The following is a 19,556-nucleotide window of genomic DNA, read 5'->3' on the forward strand; positions in this document are numbered from 1 at the left end:
CTCACGCCAGGAGTTGGGCGCAGCGCAACAAGCCCAGATGGCTGTACGCCTGGGGGTGGTTGCCCAGTGAGCGTTCCGCGATGGGGTCGTACTCCTCCGCGAGCAGTCCGGTGGGACCCGCTGCCGCGACCAACTGGTCGAACAGTGCCTCTGCTTGCAGGCGTTGCCCGATCAGTAGGTATGCCTCGACGAGCCAGGCGGCACAGAGATGAAATCCACCTTCGATGCCGGGCAGGCCGTCGTCGTGATGGTAGCGGTATACCGTTGAGCCGCTGCGTAGTTCGGCCTCGGTGGCTACGACGGTCGCTGCAAAGCGCGGATCCGTCGGATCGATCAGCCCCGACAGTCCGATGTGCAGAGTCGCCGCGTCGAGATCGGTACCGTCGTAGGCTGCGGTGTACGACTGGACGTCGTCCTTCCAGCCTTTGTGTCGTACTTCGTCGGCGATCTGGTCACGCAGTTCCGCCCATTCCGGCAGAGCCTCGCGAGAAAAGCGGGTCGCAAGATCGACGGCGCGGTCGACGGTGACCCAGCCCATAACCTTGGAATAGACGTGGTGGCGCGGGTTGTCGCGAATTTCCCAGATGCCGTGATCGGGTTCGAACCAGCGCCGCTGCACTGCTTCGACCATGGCGCACACCAGTTCCCAGTCGCGGTCGCTCAAAGGATCGGGATCACCGGCCTTTTCGCGTGCATTCGCCAGTTCGACGATGAGCTCGACGATCGGGCCGAACACGTCCAGTTGAACCTGCTGATTCGCGGCGTTTCCGACGCGGACCGGCCGGGAGCCGGCGTATCCGGGGAGTGAATCGATGACGGCCTCTGGCGGTAGCGAAGTCCCGTAGAGCGTGTAGAGGGGGTGCAGGCGCTCGGGTCCCGGCAGTGTTTCGAGCACGCGGTGTACCCAGTCCAGGTAGTTCTCGGCCTCGTCGGTGGATCCGACGCTCACGAGAGCTGTTGCGGTGAGGGCGGCGTCGCGCAACCAGCAATAGCGGTAGTCCCAGTTGCGGACTCCGCCGATCTCTTCCGGCAGGGACGTCGTCGCGGCAGCCATGATGGAGCCGGAATCGGCGTGGACCAGCCCGCGCAAGGTCAGTGCAGAGCGTTTCATCAAGTCCGGCTTCAGCTTCGGGAGTTCGAGCGTCTTGGCCCAATCGGACCAGTAGGCCTCCGAGGTCGCTCGACGCTCGAGCTCCGGAACGTCGGACGGGCCGATTTCTTCTGTTCCGCAGCGCAATTCGAGGACGACGTCACCCTTGGACGGCTCGACGATGGCGTGGGCGGTCTGCTGGTTTCCGTCGGTGGCGATGTTCCACAGCACACCGGGGGAGCGGAGCACGTACGGCTCGTTGGTGCCGAGGACCCGAATGCCCTCGTCGACGACCTCGAGCGTGACCTGACCCTGGCCGAACTCGGGACGGGGTGCAAACGAGACGATCGCGTCGGCCTGACCGGAAATGATGCGGGTCAGGTCGGTTCGTCCCTGTGGGACGTCGTGGGGGAGGTAGTCGGTGACGGACAGGCTCGCCCAGCGGGTCTGAACTGTCATCGTGCTGTCGATGTACTTCTGGCTCAGCGGCAAGGCTGTGCGTCGAGGCCCGACCGAGAAGTGGCCGGCCCCGGTTCCGCCGAGAAGGTGTGCGAAGACGGCCGCTGAATCCGGTTCCGGGTGACACAACCAGGTCAGCGTCGCATCCGGGGTCACCAAAGCGACGGTGCGCGGACTGGCGAGCATCGAGAGTCGCTCGATGGGCGGAGCGTCGGCGCCGGAAAGCCACGTACGACGCTCGTCGAGCAGGAACGCCAGAGCGGCAGCGACGTCCTCGGTGCTGTCGACGCGATAGTCGGCGACGGTGTCCCCGCTGCCGACCTTGATTCCGATGTCCGGCCCCTGAAGCCTGCTGAACGCCTTTTCGTCGGTCACGTCGTCGCCGATGAAGACGGCAGCGGTTGCGCCGTCCTGATGGCGAATCAAGTCGAGTGCGTGCCCCTTGTCGGTGGCGATGACAGCCAACTCGACCACCGATTTGCCCTCGGTGACCTGAACGCCTGGCCAGAGTGCCGATTCGGTGCGGACGGCGATGAGCGCCTTCTCGGCGTCGTCGGCACTGGTGTTGCGTACGTGCAGTGCAACGCTGGCGGGCTTCTTCTCCACCGTTGCCCCAGGGGTGTCGGCGGCGATTCGGCCCAACTCGGTGACGATCTCGTCGAGCAGTTTCCTGGCGTCGGCGTCGATCGCGTGGACGAATCCGATGTCGAACTCGGAGCCGTGGCTGCCGACCAATTGCACTTCGGCGGGAAGTCGGGACAGCGCAGCCAGATCCTTGAGGGCGCGGCCCGAGATCACGGCAGCCGTCGTCGACGCGAGGCTGGCGAGAGAGCGAAGCGCACGCACCGTTTCCGCCCGGGGATACGCCTTGTCCGGGTTGGCGACGATGGGTGCCATCGTCCCGTCGTAGTCGGAGGCTACGAGCAGACGCGGCGTGCGTGCCACGCCTGACAGCGCTCGGCGGAGTTCGATGGACAGATCTTGTGCGCTCACCTCTTCAAATCTAGGTGATGCAGCGACTCCTGGCTCGATACGTTTCCGGCCGATCAGTGCAAAAATGACAGATGCGACAAAGGATGTCTATTCGGGTTTCCGAGTTCCGTCACCGAGCAGCAGTTCAACCGTCAATTCCAGTCGATTGGCGACATCGGTAGCCGAAGAGCGTCGCGTGAGCCATGCCACCAAATTGGACAGCCACACATCGGAGATCACGCGCGCGATCGCCAACTGCTCTTCGGTTGGCTCCTCTTCGGTCATCGCTCGTGCGAAGAGGCGGTCCATCAACTGGCCCACCTGATCGACCTCGGCCGCTGCGGAGGCGTCGGCGAACATGAACGCGCGAGTCATCGCTTCGGTGAGGAGCGGATCGCGCTGCATCGCGCGGGTGATGAGGCTGAGGATCAGCTGCATCCGCTCGAGCGGACTGGTTCCAGGCGGGATCTTGCCCTTGGAATCGATCTTCTCGAATTCGCGTGCCAGGGCGGACACCAGTAGGTGAACCTTGGACGGGAAGTAGCGATAGAGCGTTCCGACTGCGACGTCGGCACGCTCGGCCACGGCGCGCATCTGAACAGCCTCGTAGCCGCCCTTGGACGCCAAGGCGAGTGTTGCGTCGAGAATCCGCTTGCGGCGTTCGCGTTGCGCGTTGGAGCTGAGATCGTCGTCCCCGAGCGTTGCAGAAGCAACCGCGTTGGAGCGGGATCGGGATGTTGTGGTCATCGACAAATTCCTTCGCGCCTTGACTCTTGGCCAGGTGTCATATTAGAACACGTTCTAAACAATTGTGTCACTTATCGAGAGGCGGGAACCAGTTGTGACAATCGCCACGACCGATGAACAGCGGGCGGTCCAGGAATCGATAGAGGCCTGGGCTCGCTCGGCCACGCCGATGGACATGGTACGCCGTGGACCAGCAGTTTCGTGGCGGGAGAAATGGTCCGAGTTCGCGTCTCTCGGGATATTTTCGGTCGCCGTTCCCGAAGCGGTAGGCGGAGCCGGGGCCGAAATCGTCGATCTCGCAGCAATGCTCGAGCAGGCGGCAATCGAACTCGTGCCGGGTCCTGTTCTCACGACTGCACTCGCAGCTCTGGTGGTGGGGCGTAGTTCGTCGCCCGCTGCCAAGCGATGGTCCGAAACGCTCGCCGACGGTGCGCTGCCGTGTGCCGTCGTATTGGACGAAAGTCCAGTTGCGGCAACGGCGAATGCGTCCGGCGGCATCGAGCTTCATGGCGAAGGAGGTTACGCCTGGGGCGGCGATTCGGGCGTATCGGTACTCGTGTCGGCGGGCGTCGTGTCCGAAGACGAAGGCTCGCGTGTCGTCTGGGCTCTCGTCGACGGAGACAGCGAAGGCGTGACCTACGAAGCGGTCGACACGATCGACAAGTCGCGACCACTGGCGCGAGTCTCCTTCGATCGAGTGACGGTCGATGCCGACCGAATCCTCGATGACATTGCGCCAGGATCGGTTTCCGACCTAGCGGCGGTACTTGGGGCTGCCGAAGCTGCCGGAATTGCGGCGTGGAGCCTGCGTACTGCGGTGGAGTACGCGAAGATTCGCGAACAATTCGGAAAGCCCATCGGCTCGTTCCAGGCGATCAAACACATCTGCGCCGAAATGCTGTGTCGCGTAGAGAATGCCGGAGCCGTCGCCTGGGATGGTGCGGTCGCTGCCGAGTCGGGCGACGAACTTCCGATCGCCGCAGCAGTGGCCGCCGCGGTGTCGCTGGATGCCGCTGTCGACACGGCAAAGGACTGCATTCAAGTGCTCGGCGGCATCGGATTCACCTGGGAGCACGAGGCGCACTTCTACCTTCGTCGAGCACTGTCGCTCCGGCAGATTCTGGGCGGATCGTCTCATTGGCGCGCACGCGTCGCGGAATTGACGATCGGCGGCGCACGGCGTCACCTTCAGATCGACTTGAGTGAGCTCGAATCCGACCGGTCCGAAATTCGCGAAGAGGTAGCGCAATTGGTGGCGCTGCCCGAATCCGAGCAGCGCAACGCGTTGGCCGAATCGGGCTACCTTGCGCCGCACTGGCCCAAGCCGTACGGCCGGGGCGCCAAGGCCGCGCAACAGATTCTGATCGAAGAAGAGTTGGCGGCCGTCGGTATCGGCCGACCCGATCTGGTGATCGGCTGGTGGGCAGTGCCGACCATCCTCGAGCACGGCAGTGCGGAGCAGATCGAAAGATTTGCGACTCCGACGCTCAAGGGCGAGATCACCTGGTGCCAGCTCTTCAGTGAACCCGGCGCAGGTTCGGATCTTGCGGCACTGCGCACGACCGCGGAAAAGGTCGACGGCGGTTGGAAGCTGAACGGCCAGAAAGTCTGGACTTCGCTTGCGCGTGAAGCTGACTGGGCCATCTGCCTCGCCAGGACCGATCGCGAGGTTCCCAAACACAAGGGCATCACGTACTTCCTTCTCGACATGAAGACGGCTGGGATTCGAATCTCGCCGCTGCGCGAGATCACCGGAGATGCCCTGTTCAACGAAGTCTTCCTCGACGACGTCTTCGTCCCGGACGAGTGCGTCGTCGGCCAGCTCGGTGGAGGCTGGAAACTGGCCCGAACGACCCTCGCCAACGAGCGGGTCGCAATGAGCGGTGGCTCTTCGCTCGGCGGTGCGATGGAGGAATTGCTCGAGCTGGCCGGCGACCCCGATCCTGTGGTGGCAGACAAGCTCGGTGGGCTGATCGGAACCGCCATGGTGGGCTCACTGCTGGAATTGCGCACGACACTGCGGCAATTGGACGGTCAGGATCCGGGTCCGGCGTCGAGCGTCCGCAAGCTGGTAGGCGTGCGCCAGCGTCAGAATGTCGCAGAGTTCGCCATGGAATTGGGTGGCCCGGCCGGATGGGTGGAGGGTCCGCTCTCGCGTGAGTTCCTCAACACGCGATGCCTGTCGATTGCCGGCGGAACCACGCAGATTCTGTTGACCGTCGCCGCGGAGAGAATTCTGGGCCTGCCCCGTGATTAGACGGCGTGAGTAGAGGCCTTTAGAAATGTCCACGTTGGTGATACAACTAGAACACGTTCTACATCAGAGACAGGATTGCCAGCGTGGACTTCACTCCCGATGAAACCCAGGAAGCGGTAGCCGAGGTGGCTACCGCGCTCCTTGCCCGCGAACTGGAGCCGGACGCGCTCTGGGCGGCATTCGCCGATGCCGACCTGCTCACGTTGGCCCTGCCCGAGCGTCTGGGCGGCGAGGGACTCTCCGTCGCCGACGTCGGTTCCCTCCTCGTCGAGGTCGGCCGGGCCGCCGCTCCAATTCCGGCTCTCGCAACCCTCGGCTTCGGTGTACTCCCCATAGTCGCACTGGGGACCGACGCTCAACAGGACGAATTGCTCACCGGAGTCGGCGCCGGACGGGTGTTCACCGCGGCGCTCGGTGAGCCGGGTCAGCAGTTCCCGGCACAGCCGTCGACCACCGCCCATCAGTCGGGCGACTGGTATCGCGTCAGCGGGACGGTGCTTGCCGTGCCTTTCGCGGCGAGCGCACACAGAATTCTTGTGCCCACCGACGCCGGAGTCGTTCTCGTCGATCCGACCGCCGCCGGCGTCGCATTGACGCCGACCCCCAGTGCTTCCGGCAGTCCCGAGTTCGCAGTCACGATGGACGAGGCAGTCGGTGAACTTCTCGGTGCCGGCGAGGAAGCCGTCCAGACGCTGTACCGGATCGCCACGGCGAGTATCGGAGCCGTTGCAGACGGTTTGGTGTCCGGTGCCGTCGATCTCACTGCGGCACATGTCGGCTCACGCGAGCAATTCGGTAAGCCGCTCGCCACGTTCCAGGCGGTCTCACAACAGATAGCCGACGCGTACGTCACCTCCCGGACCCTTCATGTCGCGGCGTTGTCGGCGTCCTGGCGCGTGTCGGAGGGCCTGGACGCCCAGTCGGACCTCGACGTCATGGCGTACTGGATCGCCCAAGAAGTGCCTGCCACGATGCAGGTGCTTCACCACCTGCACGGCGGTCTGGGCGTCGACGTCACGTATCCACTTCATCGTTACTACTCGACTGCAAAAGACCTGGCACGCCTGCTCGGCGGTGCTTCGCAGCGACTCGACCTCGTGGGGGCCCGGTGTTCATCGATCTGACCGACAGTCAGCGCGCATTGCAAGCTGAACTTCGACGCTACTTCTCGACGCTGATCTCGCCCGAAGAGGCCAAGATCATGCGCGTGGAGCGGCATGGCCCTACCTATCGCGAGGTCATCCGTCGTATGGGCAAGGACGGCTGGCTCGGCGTCGGCTGGCCGGTGGAGTTCGGCGGACGTGGGTTCGGTGAAGTCGAGCAGCAGATTTTTGTCAACGAGGCTGTGCGGGCGGATGTCCCACTGCCTTCGGTGACTTTGCAGACCGTCGGTCCGACCCTGCAGAAGTACGGCAGCGAGGAGCAGAAGCAGAAATTCCTGCCCGCGATCCTCGCCGGTGAAGTGCACTTCGCGATCGGCTACACCGAACCGGAAGCCGGCACCGACCTTGCAGCACTGCGCACTTCGGCGGCACGAAATGGTGACGAGTACGTCGTCAACGGCCAGAAGATTTTCACCACCGGCGGGCATGACGCCGATTACGTGTGGCTTGCCGTGCGGACAGGGTCTGCCGATTCACGGCACCGCGGCATCTCCATCCTGATCATGGACACCAAAGATCCCGGCTACACCTGGACCCCGATCATCACCTGCGACGGTGCACATCACGTCAACGCCACCTACTACGAGGACGTTCGCGTTCCGGCGAACATGCTTGTGGCTGAGGAGAATCAGGGCTGGCGCTTGATCACGACGCAGCTCAACCACGAACGCGTCATGCTCGGTCCGGCAGGTCGTGTCGCAGGGATTTACGACCACGTCTTCGATTGGGCCAAGCGTGAAAACCTGCTTGATCACGTTGACGTACGACGCGCGCTCGGCGAAATTCATGCGACGTACCGCCTCAACGAACTGCTCAACTGGCAAGTGGCGTCGAGTGATTCGGATTCGGTGGATATCGCCGACGCTTCGGCAACCAAAGTGTTTGCGACCGAGCGTATCCAGCGGGTCGGTCGACTCGCGGAAGAGATCGTCGGGCGGTACGGAAATCCGATCGATCCCGAAACAGCTGATCTCATGGAGTGGCTGGACATGCAGATCAAGCGCAACCTGGTGATCACCTTCGGCGGTGGAGTCAACGAGGTGATGCGCGAATTGATCGCTACCGCCGGCCTGAAGCTTCCCCGCGTTCCGAGATAGGAAACAAATCGTGTCAGATCCCATTCTCACTGCTGCCGAGCGGGTTCGAGAGGACGGGCCAAGCGCTCCTCGCGCCGGCCGGGACCCCGTGAACGTGCCGATGATCCGCAACTGGGTCGAGGCGATCGGTGACGAGAACCCGATCTATGTCGACGAATCGGCCGCCCGCGCCGCCGGACACGACGGAATAGTCGCACCGCCGGCGATGGCGCAGGTATGGACGATGCGCGGTCTGGGGGCAATTCGAGAAGCCGACGACCCGTTGGGCCGGATGACGGACATCCTCGACGAGGCCGGATTCACCTCCGTCGTCGCGACCAACTGCGATCAGATCTACCACCGCTACTTGAAGCCGGGTGAAGAAGTCACCATCTCCTCGGTGTTGGAAGACGTTGTGGGACCCAAGAAGACAGGTCTTGGTGAAGGATGGTTCTTCACTACTCGCAGCTTCTGGCGGGTCGGCGAAGAACTGGTCTCGGAGATGATGTTCCGGATCTTGAAGTTCGCGCCGCCAGTCAGCGAGAGTTCCTCCACTGACGTGCCTGCGGACCTGGACGCATCTCGAATGCTGCGTCCGACAACATCCCTCGACACGCAGTTCTTCTGGGACGGTGTCGCCGCACACGAGTTGCGTATTCAACTGCGTGCGGACGGTTCGGTACAGCACCCGCCGGTGCCCGCGATCTGGAAACACAAGTCGGAGCAGACCGACTACGTGGTGGCGTCAGGTCGGGGAACGGTCTTCAGCTTTGTCGTTCACCACGCCCCCAAGGTTCCTGGTCGGTCGTTGCCGTTCGTCGTTGCCCTGGTCGAACTGCCTGAGGGTGTGCGGATGCTCGGCGAATTGCGCGGCGTCGATCCGTCGAGTGTGTCGATCGGGATGGAGGTGGAGGCGATCTACCTCGACTTCCCCGGAGACGACGAGACCGGGGGAACTCCCTGGACTCTGTACGCCTGGCAGCCGGTTTCTGTGTCTGCGGTGTCTGCGGTTTCTGCGGTGAAGGAGTGACGATGACTTCGACGACGGATATCACTGTGGGAGAGGTTCTTCCGCAGCTTTCGATTTACGGCGACCCGACGTTTGTGGTCTCGGCGGCGCTCGCTACCCGCGATTTTCAAGATGTTCACCACGACCGCGATCTCGCACAGAAACGCGGCTCGAAAGACATTTTCGTCAACATCCTCACCGACACCGGCTTGGTGCAGCGATTCGTGACCGATTGGGCCGGACCGCGGGCTGTACTCACGTCGATCAAACTCCGCCTCGGAGTCCCCTGGTACGCCTACGACACCTTGACGCTCTCCGGAACGGTGACCTCCTACGACGAGGATCTCGTGTCGCTCGCGGTGGTCGGCAAGAACAGCCTGGGAGATCACATCACCGCACAGGTCACACTGGCATTTCCGGCGTCGGGCTCGAATGGAGACACTGAAAACGGAGACATTGAATGAGCGCATTGTCCGGCAAGGCAGCGATCGTCGGAATCGGAGCCACGGATTTCTCGAAGGACTCCGGTCGCAGTGAACTGCGACTTGCCGCCGAGGCTGTTCAAGCCGCGTTGGACGACGCCGGTCTGACACCCGCCGACGTCGACGGTCTTACCTCGTTCACCATGGACACCAACACCGAAGTGGCAGTAGCTCGTTCGGTGGGGATTCCGAACCTCAAGTTCTTCAGCCGCATTCACTACGGAGGCGGTGCCGCTGCGGCGACGATTCAGCAGGCCGCCATGGCTGTTGCCACTGGCGTCGCAGACGTCGTCGTCGCTTACCGCGCGTTCAACGAGCGATCGGGTGCGCGTTTCGGGCAGGTGAACTCCGGCCTTGTGGCGCAGGTCAATTCGTCGGGAACGGACAACGCCTTTTCCTATCCTCACGGATTGGGTACTCCTGCATCGTTTGTCGCGATGGTCGCGCAGCGATACATGCACGTATACGGAGCGTCCAGCGAGGACTTCGGTCGAATCGCCGTCGCGGATCGTAAGCATGCAGCCACCAATCCGAAGGCGTTCTTCTACGGAAAACCGATTACCCTCGAGGACCATCAGAATTCGCGGTTCATCGCCGAACCTTTGCATCTTCTCGATTGCTGCCAGGAGTCCGACGGCGGCATCGCGATCGTCGTCACCTCGCCAGAACGAGCCAAAGATCTGAAGAACACCCCCGCCGTTATCGCTGCCGCCGCACAGGGCAGCGGGGCAGATCAATACATCATGACCAGCTATTACCGCGACGGTTTGACCGGCCTACCGGAGATGGGCCTTGTCGGCGATCAGCTCTGGTCACAAAGTGGGCTGCGCCCGTCGGACATGCAGACGGCGATCTTCTACGACCACTTCACGCCCTATGTTCTGATGCAGCTCGAGGAACTCGGTTTCTGTGGCAGGGGAGAGGCAAAGGACTTCATCGCCGGTGGCGCAATCGAACTCGGCGGCAAGCTTCCGATCAACACCCATGGTGGACAGCTCGGCGAGGCATACATTCACGGGATGAACGGTATCGCCGAGGGTGTTCGGCAGATCCGCGGTACTTCGGTCAACCAGGTCGACTCCGTCGAGAATGTACTTGTGACTGCGGGAACGGGCGTTCCGACATCGGGGCTTGTGCTGACTCGCTGATTATCGTGGGCACAGCTTCATCAAGCGTCACGGCCGGTTGGCACCGCATCGAGGTCTCCTTCGATGCGGTGCTCGGCCGTGTTCTGTTGTGCCCGAGGAGTACTACCTCAGGTTTTGAAGGTGGTGTTCGCCGGCCTGGGTTGCTGTCCGGGGTCGATCGAGGGCGGCGGGATGAACCAGGGCTTGTTGTCGACACCGATCCGGATTTCCCATTTCCCGACGAACCCGGATTTTCGGTGCATCAACCGGTGATGTGAACGGCACAGCAGGACCAGGTTGTTCATCACCGTCGGGCCACCGTTGGCCCAGTGCCGGATATGGTGCGCATCAGTCCACGCGGGCACGCATGTGCAGCCCGGGAAGGCGCAGCCTTTGTCCCGGGCGATCAACGCAGTCCGTTGTTCGGCGGTGACCAACCTCTTTCCTGGTTGCGCATCCAAGGGCGCGCCGTGATCGTCGAGCAGGACGGTGGAGAGGAAGCAGTCACACCCGAGGAGTCTGGTCTGCGATACGGACAGTGGTCCGAGCCAGGGCATGTGCCCGACATCAAGATCCGATACAGCCATTCCGTCATCAGAAGTGGAGGGTGTTGCGGCGCAGTCCCGGTGCTCGGCCAGATCCCGAGCGTTGATGTGCACGTTCACGTGTGGACGCTGACCACCATCGGTGCCGGTCTTGGCGCAGTCCAGATAGCGGCGGATCAGTTCGGTGAACCCGTCGGCCGTGCGTTTCGCCGCCGACCGGGCATCGGGGGTTCCGTCCGGTGCCGGGGTCGGCATCGTCAGATTCGACAACGCCGACAGCAGCATTTCCCCGGTCAGGGCATCGAAATCGCCGCGCACCACCACTCGACCGTTCAATGTCGAGGCGATCCGCAACTCGTTGAGATCGACATCCTCGGCGGGCGGGATCTCATCCGATTCGAACAACCGCTCCAAGGTCGCGATCACGTTCCGCACTTTCGTCGTCGTCGCTTCCACACCCGACGCAGCCGCCAACAACAAATCGATGCACTTCGGTAGCGCCTCCTCCGGCATCCCCTTCGGCGGTGACTCACAGAACGCCACGATCAACACGGCATGATCGAACGAGCAATCCCCGCCATCGAACCGAGCCGCCACCGCCGGAAACGGCCGCAAAGCTGCACCCAACGCGGCGATCTTTTTCCCGTCCCGAACCTGCAACATGGTGTTCGCCGCCAACCACGAACCGACCCCGCGGCTGGCGATCACCTGATCATCCGGGCGCATCGAGAGTTCGTCGACCACTGCCACCCGCACAGCCTCGAGACGAAGAATCTCCGCGCTCGCCGACACCGCAGCCGCACGTAACTCAGCAGCCGACAACTGCCACAGACGTCCGCGTAACCCCACCGCAGAACCCGAAACCACGTCCGACAACAAGACACTCATTGAATCCCCCGATCCCCTCCCCAAATCATACTCGAACATGCGTTCGAGTCAAGAGGTGCTTTTGGGCTCGCTCTAGGATCGCTGGATGTTCACGTTGACTACGGAACGCCTTGTTCTTCGAGATTTCACTGCCGCGGATGAAGGTGCCGTCCATCAGTACGCGTCCGACCCTGCCGTCTGTAGATATGTTGATTGGGGGCCGAACACCCCTGCGGTGACCAGGGCGTTCCTGGCTGACGCTGCACTAGAAGCTGCGCTCGTCGAACGTCGCACGTTCACCCTGGTCATTACGTCGAAGGCCGATGGAACGGTCATCGGTTCGGTAGCTGTGTGGGAAGTATCCGCCGCGCACCGGCGGGCGGAACTCGGTTTTGTCGTGAACCCGAAGTTCCAAGGGCGAGGCTATGCGTCGGAGGCGGGGCGCGCGGTTCTGGAATTCGCCTTTGCTCGCTTCGGAGCGCAGCGAGTGCAGGCAACGTGTCGTCCGGAGAATTCGGCGTCGGCGTCGGTGCTCACCAAAATCGGAATGGAGGAGGAGGGGCGAATGAGGGCACACATGGTGATCCGGGGGACCGCGGTGGATTCGCTGCTTTTTGCTGCAACACGACCCGCCGCCGTACAGCCAGAGATCACGTCAGCTCACTTCGCGTGACCTTCCCGGGCCCTGGTGCGATACTCGAACCATGTTCGAGGATGCCTTGCTCATCGACGCGGCCGGCCAGCCCACTATGCAGCATCACCAGGCCTTTTCTCGGGACTGGGACCGCATCAAGGAGTGGTCCGACAACATCTACATGCCGTATACGGTCACGCCGATCGGAAGTCGGTTGAAGCCGGCTTCGGACATGTACTCCGCGGCAGTCGGCAAGATCGACGTCACCAGATTCTGTTACGGGATTCCGGTCTCCGTCGGTGAATGTTCGCCTGAGGCCGGAAACATTCTGGTTCTGACGACTATCAGAGGCAACGGTCGACATGCCCTCGGCGGAGGAACTGCGGTGAATACTGCCGTGGGGGAGACCTTTGTCGCCGACTGTAGCCGGACCGACTACTTCGTCGAATTCGACGAAGATCACCTGCAGCTGAATCTCACTGTGCCGCATCAGCTTGTCGCCGATCACGCCATGCAATGGTTCGGGTCGGTTCCCGACGACCGTCTGTGGCGGCACAAGTGCACCATCGGCGGGCGGGGCTCGAGTTGGCTGGCATTGATGGACTACGTCGTTCGCGCAATTGCAGACTCGCCTGAGGCGATGTCGAGCGAAAGGCTGGGTGCCAGGGTTCAAGAACTCATCGCGGCTCAGCTTCTCGACGAGTGGGCGACGCAGGCCGGGCTGCAACTCGGCGTCGACGTCGCCTCCGCCGAACCTGCCTACGTGCGATCGGCAGAGGAGTACATCGATACGTTTGCTCGCTCGGTGCCGACGGCATCGGAGATCGCGGCTGCGGTGGGTGTCAGTGTCCGGGCGCTCACTGCGGGATTTCGACGGTACCGAGACACCACACCGGGGCAACGATTGCGCGCGCGTCGGTTGGAGGGTGTACGCGGCGAACTGTTGCGTTCCGACGGGAGAACCGTCTCCGAAATCGCCAACGCCTGGGGCTACGTCAATCTGGGTATGTTTGCGGCCACATACCGGAAACGGTTCGGAGAGTTGCCTTCCGAGACCCGGAATCGACTCTGAGGACAGTTGTTTGAACGGTCATGACGATCGTTTTACGCACTCGATGAACTGCCGTGATCCGTTGTTTCGTGTCGGAGCGTTCTGCAAGGATTGAAATCGAACGTGACAGCAATCCCACGAGCTAGGAGTACGTCATGGCAACTCGACTCAATCCGTACATCAGCTTCAACGGCAATGCCCGTGAGGCGTTGGAGTTCTACAAAGAAATCTTTGGTGGCACGCTGGCGCTGAGCACGTTCGGTGAGTTCGGCAATCCCGGTGAAGGCGGCGACAAGATCATGCACGGAATGCTCGAAACCGATCAGGGATACACCCTGATGGGTGCCGACACTCCGCCCGGCATGCCGTACAACCCCGGCGACAACATCACGGTCAGCCTCAGCGGCGACGACGGCGATGTGCTGCGCGGGTACTGGGAGCAGTTGTCGGGAACGGGAACGGTGAGCGTTCCACTCGAGAAGCAGATGTGGGGCGACGAATTCGGCGCCTGTACAGACAAATTCGGCATTTCCTGGCTGGTGAATATCGGAGCGCCCCAGAGCTGACTCCAAGCTCTGCCCGGTTCTGCCGAAACGAGACAGTTTTACTGCCGTTTCGAGGCAGAACCGGGTATGTGATCGCCGTTACATTCTGTTCGACAAGACAAGTTGCAAGTCGGATGGAGAAATGCAGTGACGATCGAAGATATTGCGCGGAAGCCCCTTTCGAAGCAGCACCTCGACGACGTGCTGGCGCGAGCAACTCAGCGGGCTGACCGAGTCCCGGGTGTCGTCGCGATGATCACGGATCGAGAAGGCAACATCTACGAGGGTGCAGCCGGTGAGCGGGCTCTCGGTCACGGCGAACCGATGACCCTCGATACAACCTTTGCGCTCTTCTCCACCACCAAGGCGATTACCGGTACCGCTGTCCTGCAATGTGTGGAGGAGGGGTTGCTCGATCTCGATGCACCTGCAGCGACCTATGTTCCCGACATCGGTGAGCTGAAGGTCCTGGACGGTTTCGACGCCGGCGGAAACCCCGTTCTTCGGGAACCCAAGCGTGACATCACCACTCGCATGCTGCTCCTTCACACTGCAGGGTTCGGCTACGACTTCTTCAACGAGTCGTACAACCGGCTCTCGCAGGAACATGGGCAGCCCAGCGTGATCACGTGTAGCAAAGCGGCGCTCACGACACCGCTGCTCTTCGACCCGGGTGAGAAGTGGGAGTACGGCACCAACATCGACTGGGCCGGACAGGTCGTCGAGTCGATTCGAGGTCAGCGACTCGGCGATGTCATGCGCGAGCGCATCTTCGAACCTCTCGAGATGGCCGATACGGCATTCACGATGAGCCCGTCGATGAAGGATCGACTTGCGCCGATCCATCAGCGTGAGAGCGACGGAAGCCTCACTCCGCTCATCGGATTCGAGCTTCCGGCCGAACCCGAGGTGCACATGGGTGGTCACGGTTTGCACGGCACTGTCGGCGACTACATGAAGTTCATTCGTATGTGGCTCAACGACGGCGCGGGCACTTCGGGTCGCGTGTTGTCGTCGGAGACGGTAGCTGCAGCCGTTCAGAACGGGCTCGAAGGCCAGCACGTGGGGTTGTTGCCCGGAGTTCTCCCGACGCTGTCCAACGATGCGGAATTCTTCCCCGGTGTACCCAAGGGATGGGCATACTCCTTCATGACAAATGAAGAGGTGGCACCCACCGGTAGGCCGGCCGGATCGCTGGCTTGGGCGGGTCTTGCCAACCTCTATTACTGGATCGACCGGCAGACCGGCGTCGGCGGGTTCTGGGCAACGCAGATTCTGCCGTTCGCGGACCCTGGATCCATCAACGGATACCTGGAATTCGAGACCGCCGTTTACCAGTAACCGGCTGGATTCCCGCTGTCCGGGATCGACTGTTTCTTTCGGGCGGGTTCGGAGTACGCATGCAGTACAGCGCACGCTTGCATACGACGAACTAGGAGACGGCATGAACAGCCTCGAAGGCAGCTTCGAAGGAAAAGTTGCACTGATCACCGGCGCCGCACGCGGTCAGGGGCGCGCCCACGCTGTCGCATTCGCGGAGCGTGGCGCGGACATCGTGATCTGCGACCGGTGCGAGAACAGTGATGTCGTCGCCTACCCCCTCGCAAACGAGGAGGATCTGAAGGAAACCGTTCGTTTGGTGGAAGCCACCGGTCGTCGGTGCATTGCCGTCAAGGCAGACACTGCTGATCGCGACGCAATGGACGCGCTCGTTGCCCGCGCTGAAGCCGAGTTCGGCCGTGTCGACATCGCCGTCGCGAATGCCGGTGTGTCCGTGCCCGCTCCGATCACGTCGATGACGTCGGCGCAGTGGAACGAAGTCATCTCGTCGAACCTGACCGGTGTGTTCAACACCGTTGCGGCCGTGTCAGGTGGAATGGCGGAACGTGGTTACGGTCGCATCATCACGATTTCCTCGATGATGGGTCGCTCCGGTGGCACCCAGATGGCTGCGTACGGCGCCTCCAAGTGGGGCGTCATCGGTTTGACGAAGAGTGTGTCGCTCGAACTGGCAAACTCGGGTGTGACCGTGAATGCTATTGCACCGGGGAACATCTCGACGCCGATGATTCACAACGACATGATGTACGCGATGATGCGGCCTGACCTCGAATCGCCGACGGCAGACGACGTCGAACCCGTGTACGCGACTCTGCATGCGCAGCCGGTCGGTTGGCTGGATCCCTTCGAGATCACGCGAGTAGTCCTGTTCCTCGCCGCCGACGCGAGTGCCCACATGAGTGGCATCGTGGTTCCTGTCGACGCCGGAGTAGCCGCTCGCTCGAACGCTTGACGGACAAGACTGTTCGCGCGAAAGCGCGGACCGGGTGGGTCGTCGGCGTCCTGAGTCTGAGCGGTGTGGTGGTCGCGCTGCAACAGACCTTGGTGGTGCCGGTCCTGCCTGCGTTCGCGACGGCATCGGGAGTATCGTCCTCCACCGCTTCCTGGCTGGTGACCTCGACATTGCTGACCGGTGCCGTCGCAACCCCTCTCATCGGCAGACTCGCCGACATGTTCGGTAAGCGCGCGATGATGCTCGTCTGTCTTGCCGTGATGATCGTCGGCTGCATGGTTGCGGCGCTCAGCCAGAGTTTCTGGTTATTGATCCTCGGGCGCTCGTTGCAGGGGTTCGCGACGGCACTTCTGCCCGTCGGAATCAGCATCATGCGCGATGTCCTTCCTCCGGAAAAGCTCAGTGGTGCAGTAGCTCTCATGAGTGCGACGTTGGGGATCGGTGGCATGTTCGGTATGCCGATGGCTGGGGTGATCTCGGCGCACTGGGGACTACCCGCGCTTTTCTGGGTCACCGGTGGATTCGGGGTCGTACTGATAGTCGTCTTGCCTCTGGTGGTGCCGGAATCGGCTGTGAAGAGTCGCGGACGCTTCGACTTTCTGGGAGCCACAGTCCTCACGCTCGCTATGACTGCACTGCTGCTGGCCGTTTCGAAAGGAACCGAATGGGGCTGGGCAAGCCCCGAGGTTCTGGTTCTGATCGCGTCCGGCGTGGTCTTGCTCTGTGGATGGATTCCGTGGGAACTGCACACGCCGGCACCGCTGGTCGATCTGCGGACTTCCCTTCGCGCTCCGATTCTGGTTTCGAACGTCTGCGCAGTATTACTCGGTTTTGCCATGTTCATCAGCGCGTTGGCGGCAACGCAGGAACTTCAGTTGCCCCTGGCGTCGGCGGACGGTCTCGGACTCTCGGCTGCCGAAGCCGGACTGGCGATGATGCCGGGCGGAGTCCTGATGATCGGATTGGCGCCGGTGTCGTCGAAGGTGACGAGGCGATGGGGAGCGAAGGCCACGTTGGCCTCAGGAGCGATCGTCATCGCAATCGGATACGTCTTGCGTGTGCTGTTGACGCCGACGCTGGTCAATATCGTGATCGGCGCTGCCGTGGTATCGGCCGGTGTGGCATTTTCCCTGGCAGCCATGCCGACTCTGATCACCGAATCTGCGCCGATCCATCAGACTGCCTCGGCCAACGGATTCAACAGCCTGCTCCGTTCGGTCGGTACCTCCACCGGAAGCGCCGTTGAGGCAGCGGTATTGGCCGGTTCGACGGTGGTGATCGGTGCGAGCACTGTGCCGACCCTGCATTCGTTCGCGGTTTTGTACTGGATCGGAGCGGGCGTATCGGCACTGGCGGCCGCGGTGACCTTGGCAGTGAGGGTGGAGCGGACGGGGGCGGTATCGCGGCCCGAGTTACCAATTGCAGCCGAAACCGATGGCGCAACGAAGATCGGGTGAGTCGACGGACTCACCCGATCTTCGTCACCGTTATCTCCGACTGGAATCGACCAGGTACTCGAGATTCTGGTTGTACGGTGTGGCCGTCACCGCCGCGTGCGAACTCACCCGAGACACCTCGGTAGTGCCGCGAACGACAGAGGCCTTGATGGAACCTACTTTCAACGGGGCGATGCAGCTGCTCATCCCGGCCGGGGCATTGCAGGTGGTTGTCGTGGTTCCAACCGTCACTTTGACGACTGCGGGAGCGGTCAAGAAGGTGAGAACCTCGACGGTATCGCGAGCGGGGGATGACCATTGGCGCAGTGTCATAGGGGCAGCAGAGCGATTGACGGGGACCGCGGAGACCGACTGATTGCGATAGACGAGATACGCGGTGTCGCGAACAATCGCGGGTGAGGCGCCGGAGCGGAAGCTGTACAGCCCGTAGGAACTCATGTCGAGTAACGCGCGCCCATGACCGGCGCTGGGTGCGAACGACGTTCCCTCGCTGTAGTCGTTCCAGGTGACGAGCTGTACCCATTCACTGTTGGACGCAATCGCAATCTGCCACATGTTCTGCAGATTCTGTGAATTCTGTGCCTCGTCGTAGATCGACTGACTCGGACGAACTTCTTGGAAGGCGACTGGCTGCATCCATATCTTTCCCAAGGAGTGAGCGGCAGCGGCAAGTCCCATCGGAGAGTTCGGGTTCGATCCCGAGAGCGGATTTCCTGCCGGATTTCGATTACCCCAATTCGACATCCCGTAGCTGATCGATGCAAAAGAATTCCGGTTGGCTGCTGCGTCGAGGAAAATCGGAACAAATGCCACATTTATTCCGTAAGAATTTTTCATAATAGTGATGAACTCCGACCACCAGCCCGCAGTCTTGTTTTCGGCAAGAAATGGCGAGATCACTAGTCGTCCGTCGCTCAATTTGAACGATGATGCCATGGTCGAATACGGTTTCATCTCTGCTGCCATTTGAGCTGCGGTCATGTTTTTGAACGCGCCGTTCATATCAGGCATGAGCATGATCTTGAAATTCGGATCGACTGCTGCGGCCGCTTTGATCAGGGCTGTGGGCACGGTGGAACCCCACCAACTGGTGTCGGTTGCCTTGGCGATGATGTCGACGGAGAATCCGTCGATGCCCGCGGCGATTGCCGAACGAACTTCGTTTTCGAGGTCGCGTTGGCGCCACTGCGTATCGGCGATGGGTTGCCGCGGTGTCGGCCGATCGCGGAGGAATCCTCCGTAGCGAACGTGTTTGTTGTTCTCGCCGTTGACCGTAAGATATTGTGTCGCATAGTAATCGCCAGACGGATTCGCATTGTCGATCGAAACCGGATAGGGCGGGAAGTAGTGAGCGAAAACCAACTTTCCGTTCAGTGCTGACTTGGGTGGAATGTCGAAGGGCAGCGCTGCAGATTCAGGATTCGCCGAGAACGAGGCCGGCGTGTACGTCGACGCGGAGCGTGGTTGTGTGTTGTACGCGGCGATCAGTGCGGCCGCGACAATCACGGCCAGGGTGAAGCAGATGGTCTCGAAGGAATATTTCGCCGTTTTTCGGATCCACGGAGTTCGGATGTATCGAGTTCTGATACTCATGGCACAGTCAGCCTTTCTCGATCCCCCGAAGTGTGAGTCTTCCCCGCGTGCACTGAATCGGTGATTCAATTCTTTTCGGCCTCTGTCTGATTTGTAATTCGAGATTCGACACCATAAGTCAACCGTCACCGGCCCGAGTGTCACTTGCTGAACGAGTGTAACGCTGCCGCGTTCATCATGAATACCTGA

16 protein-coding genes are annotated in these 19,556 nt (G+C 61.7%); 12 read left to right on the forward strand and 4 right to left on the reverse strand.

What is annotated here, in order from left to right; genetic code table 11:
* Position 1 precedes the first annotated feature (1 nt).
* Both otsB and kstR read right to left on the reverse strand, forming a co-directional pair.
* Complete coding sequence (gene otsB / locus GN300_RS14745; RefSeq protein ID WP_003945932.1) at positions 2 to 2,542, reverse strand: trehalose-phosphatase; 2,541 nt, start codon at positions 2,540 to 2,542, stop codon at positions 2 to 4.
* Between the two features lie 87 nt (positions 2,543 to 2,629).
* A complete protein-coding gene (gene kstR / locus GN300_RS14750; protein WP_003945752.1) occupies positions 2,630 to 3,268 on the reverse strand; it encodes a cholesterol catabolism transcriptional regulator KstR in 639 nt (212 codons plus the stop codon).
* Positions 3,269 to 3,362: 94 nt separating this feature from the next.
* Between kstR and GN300_RS14755 the strand changes: the two genes are divergently transcribed.
* The 6 genes from GN300_RS14755 (at position 3,363) to GN300_RS14780 (ending at position 10,403) form a co-directional block, all read left to right on the forward strand.
* Entirely contained in the window at positions 3,363 to 5,525 is a 2,163-nt protein-coding gene (locus GN300_RS14755; RefSeq protein ID WP_042920534.1) for an acyl-CoA dehydrogenase, read from the forward strand.
* An 83-nt stretch (positions 5,526 to 5,608) separates the two neighbouring features.
* Positions 5,609 to 6,649: an acyl-CoA dehydrogenase family protein gene (locus GN300_RS14760; protein WP_050657065.1), complete on the forward strand. Its 1,041-nt coding sequence runs from the start codon at positions 5,609 to 5,611 to the stop codon at positions 6,647 to 6,649.
* Positions 6,634 to 7,785, forward strand: coding sequence for an acyl-CoA dehydrogenase family protein (locus tag GN300_RS14765; RefSeq protein ID WP_063315051.1), 1,152 nt, complete (start codon positions 6,634 to 6,636; stop codon positions 7,783 to 7,785). The genes GN300_RS14760 and GN300_RS14765 overlap by 16 nt, the downstream gene beginning before the upstream one ends.
* Before the next feature lie 7 nt (positions 7,786 to 7,792).
* Positions 7,793 to 8,794: a bifunctional MaoC family dehydratase N-terminal/OB-fold nucleic acid binding domain-containing protein gene (locus tag GN300_RS14770; RefSeq protein ID WP_063315050.1), complete on the forward strand. Its 1,002-nt coding sequence runs from the start codon at positions 7,793 to 7,795 to the stop codon at positions 8,792 to 8,794.
* 2 nt (positions 8,795 to 8,796) lie between these two features.
* Positions 8,797 to 9,237: a MaoC family dehydratase gene (locus GN300_RS14775; RefSeq protein WP_042920527.1), complete on the forward strand. Its 441-nt coding sequence runs from the start codon at positions 8,797 to 8,799 to the stop codon at positions 9,235 to 9,237.
* Positions 9,234 to 10,403 (forward strand): lipid-transfer protein, encoded by a 1,170-nt coding sequence (locus GN300_RS14780; protein WP_019746856.1) that lies wholly within the window; start codon positions 9,234 to 9,236, stop codon positions 10,401 to 10,403. Before GN300_RS14775 ends, GN300_RS14780 begins: the two co-directional genes overlap by 4 nt.
* A gap of 107 nt (positions 10,404 to 10,510) precedes the next feature.
* Here GN300_RS14780 and GN300_RS14785 read toward each other — a convergent pair whose 3' ends face one another.
* On the reverse strand, positions 10,511 to 11,815 hold the full coding sequence (locus GN300_RS14785) for an HNH endonuclease signature motif containing protein (protein WP_063315049.1): 1,305 nt from the start codon (positions 11,813 to 11,815) through the stop codon (positions 10,511 to 10,513).
* Between the two features lie 85 nt (positions 11,816 to 11,900).
* On the opposite strand from GN300_RS14785, the gene GN300_RS14790 reads away from it, so the two are divergent.
* From GN300_RS14790 to GN300_RS14815, 6 genes are all read left to right on the forward strand, one after another.
* Complete coding sequence (locus GN300_RS14790) at positions 11,901 to 12,467, forward strand: GNAT family N-acetyltransferase (protein WP_063315048.1); 567 nt, start codon at positions 11,901 to 11,903, stop codon at positions 12,465 to 12,467.
* Positions 12,468 to 12,498: 31 nt separating this feature from the next.
* Positions 12,499 to 13,500 (forward strand): AraC family transcriptional regulator, encoded by a 1,002-nt coding sequence (locus GN300_RS14795; protein ID WP_063315047.1) that lies wholly within the window; start codon positions 12,499 to 12,501, stop codon positions 13,498 to 13,500.
* 134 nt (positions 13,501 to 13,634) lie between these two features.
* Positions 13,635 to 14,045, forward strand: a complete 411-nt coding sequence (locus GN300_RS14800) for a VOC family protein (RefSeq protein ID WP_047269632.1) — start codon at positions 13,635 to 13,637, stop codon at positions 14,043 to 14,045.
* A 180-nt stretch (positions 14,046 to 14,225) separates the two neighbouring features.
* Complete coding sequence (locus tag GN300_RS14805) at positions 14,226 to 15,365, forward strand: serine hydrolase (RefSeq protein ID WP_197487703.1); 1,140 nt, start codon at positions 14,226 to 14,228, stop codon at positions 15,363 to 15,365.
* A 103-nt stretch (positions 15,366 to 15,468) separates the two neighbouring features.
* Entirely contained in the window at positions 15,469 to 16,317 is an 849-nt protein-coding gene (locus tag GN300_RS14810; protein WP_003945658.1) for a mycofactocin-coupled SDR family oxidoreductase, read from the forward strand.
* Positions 16,314 to 17,774: an MFS transporter gene (locus GN300_RS14815; RefSeq protein ID WP_063315046.1), complete on the forward strand. Its 1,461-nt coding sequence runs from the start codon at positions 16,314 to 16,316 to the stop codon at positions 17,772 to 17,774. The genes GN300_RS14810 and GN300_RS14815 overlap by 4 nt, the downstream gene beginning before the upstream one ends.
* A gap of 30 nt (positions 17,775 to 17,804) precedes the next feature.
* Here the strand turns inward: GN300_RS14815 and GN300_RS14820 are convergent, their stop codons facing one another.
* Positions 17,805 to 19,367: a glycoside hydrolase family 71 protein gene (locus tag GN300_RS14820; protein ID WP_063315045.1), complete on the reverse strand. Its 1,563-nt coding sequence runs from the start codon at positions 19,365 to 19,367 to the stop codon at positions 17,805 to 17,807.
* Positions 19,368 to 19,556 lie beyond the last annotated feature (189 nt).

It is taken from the genome of Rhodococcus sp. Ni2, from assembly GCF_021352185.1.
Taxonomy (GTDB): domain Bacteria; phylum Actinomycetota; class Actinomycetes; order Mycobacteriales; family Mycobacteriaceae; genus Rhodococcus_F; species Rhodococcus_F qingshengii.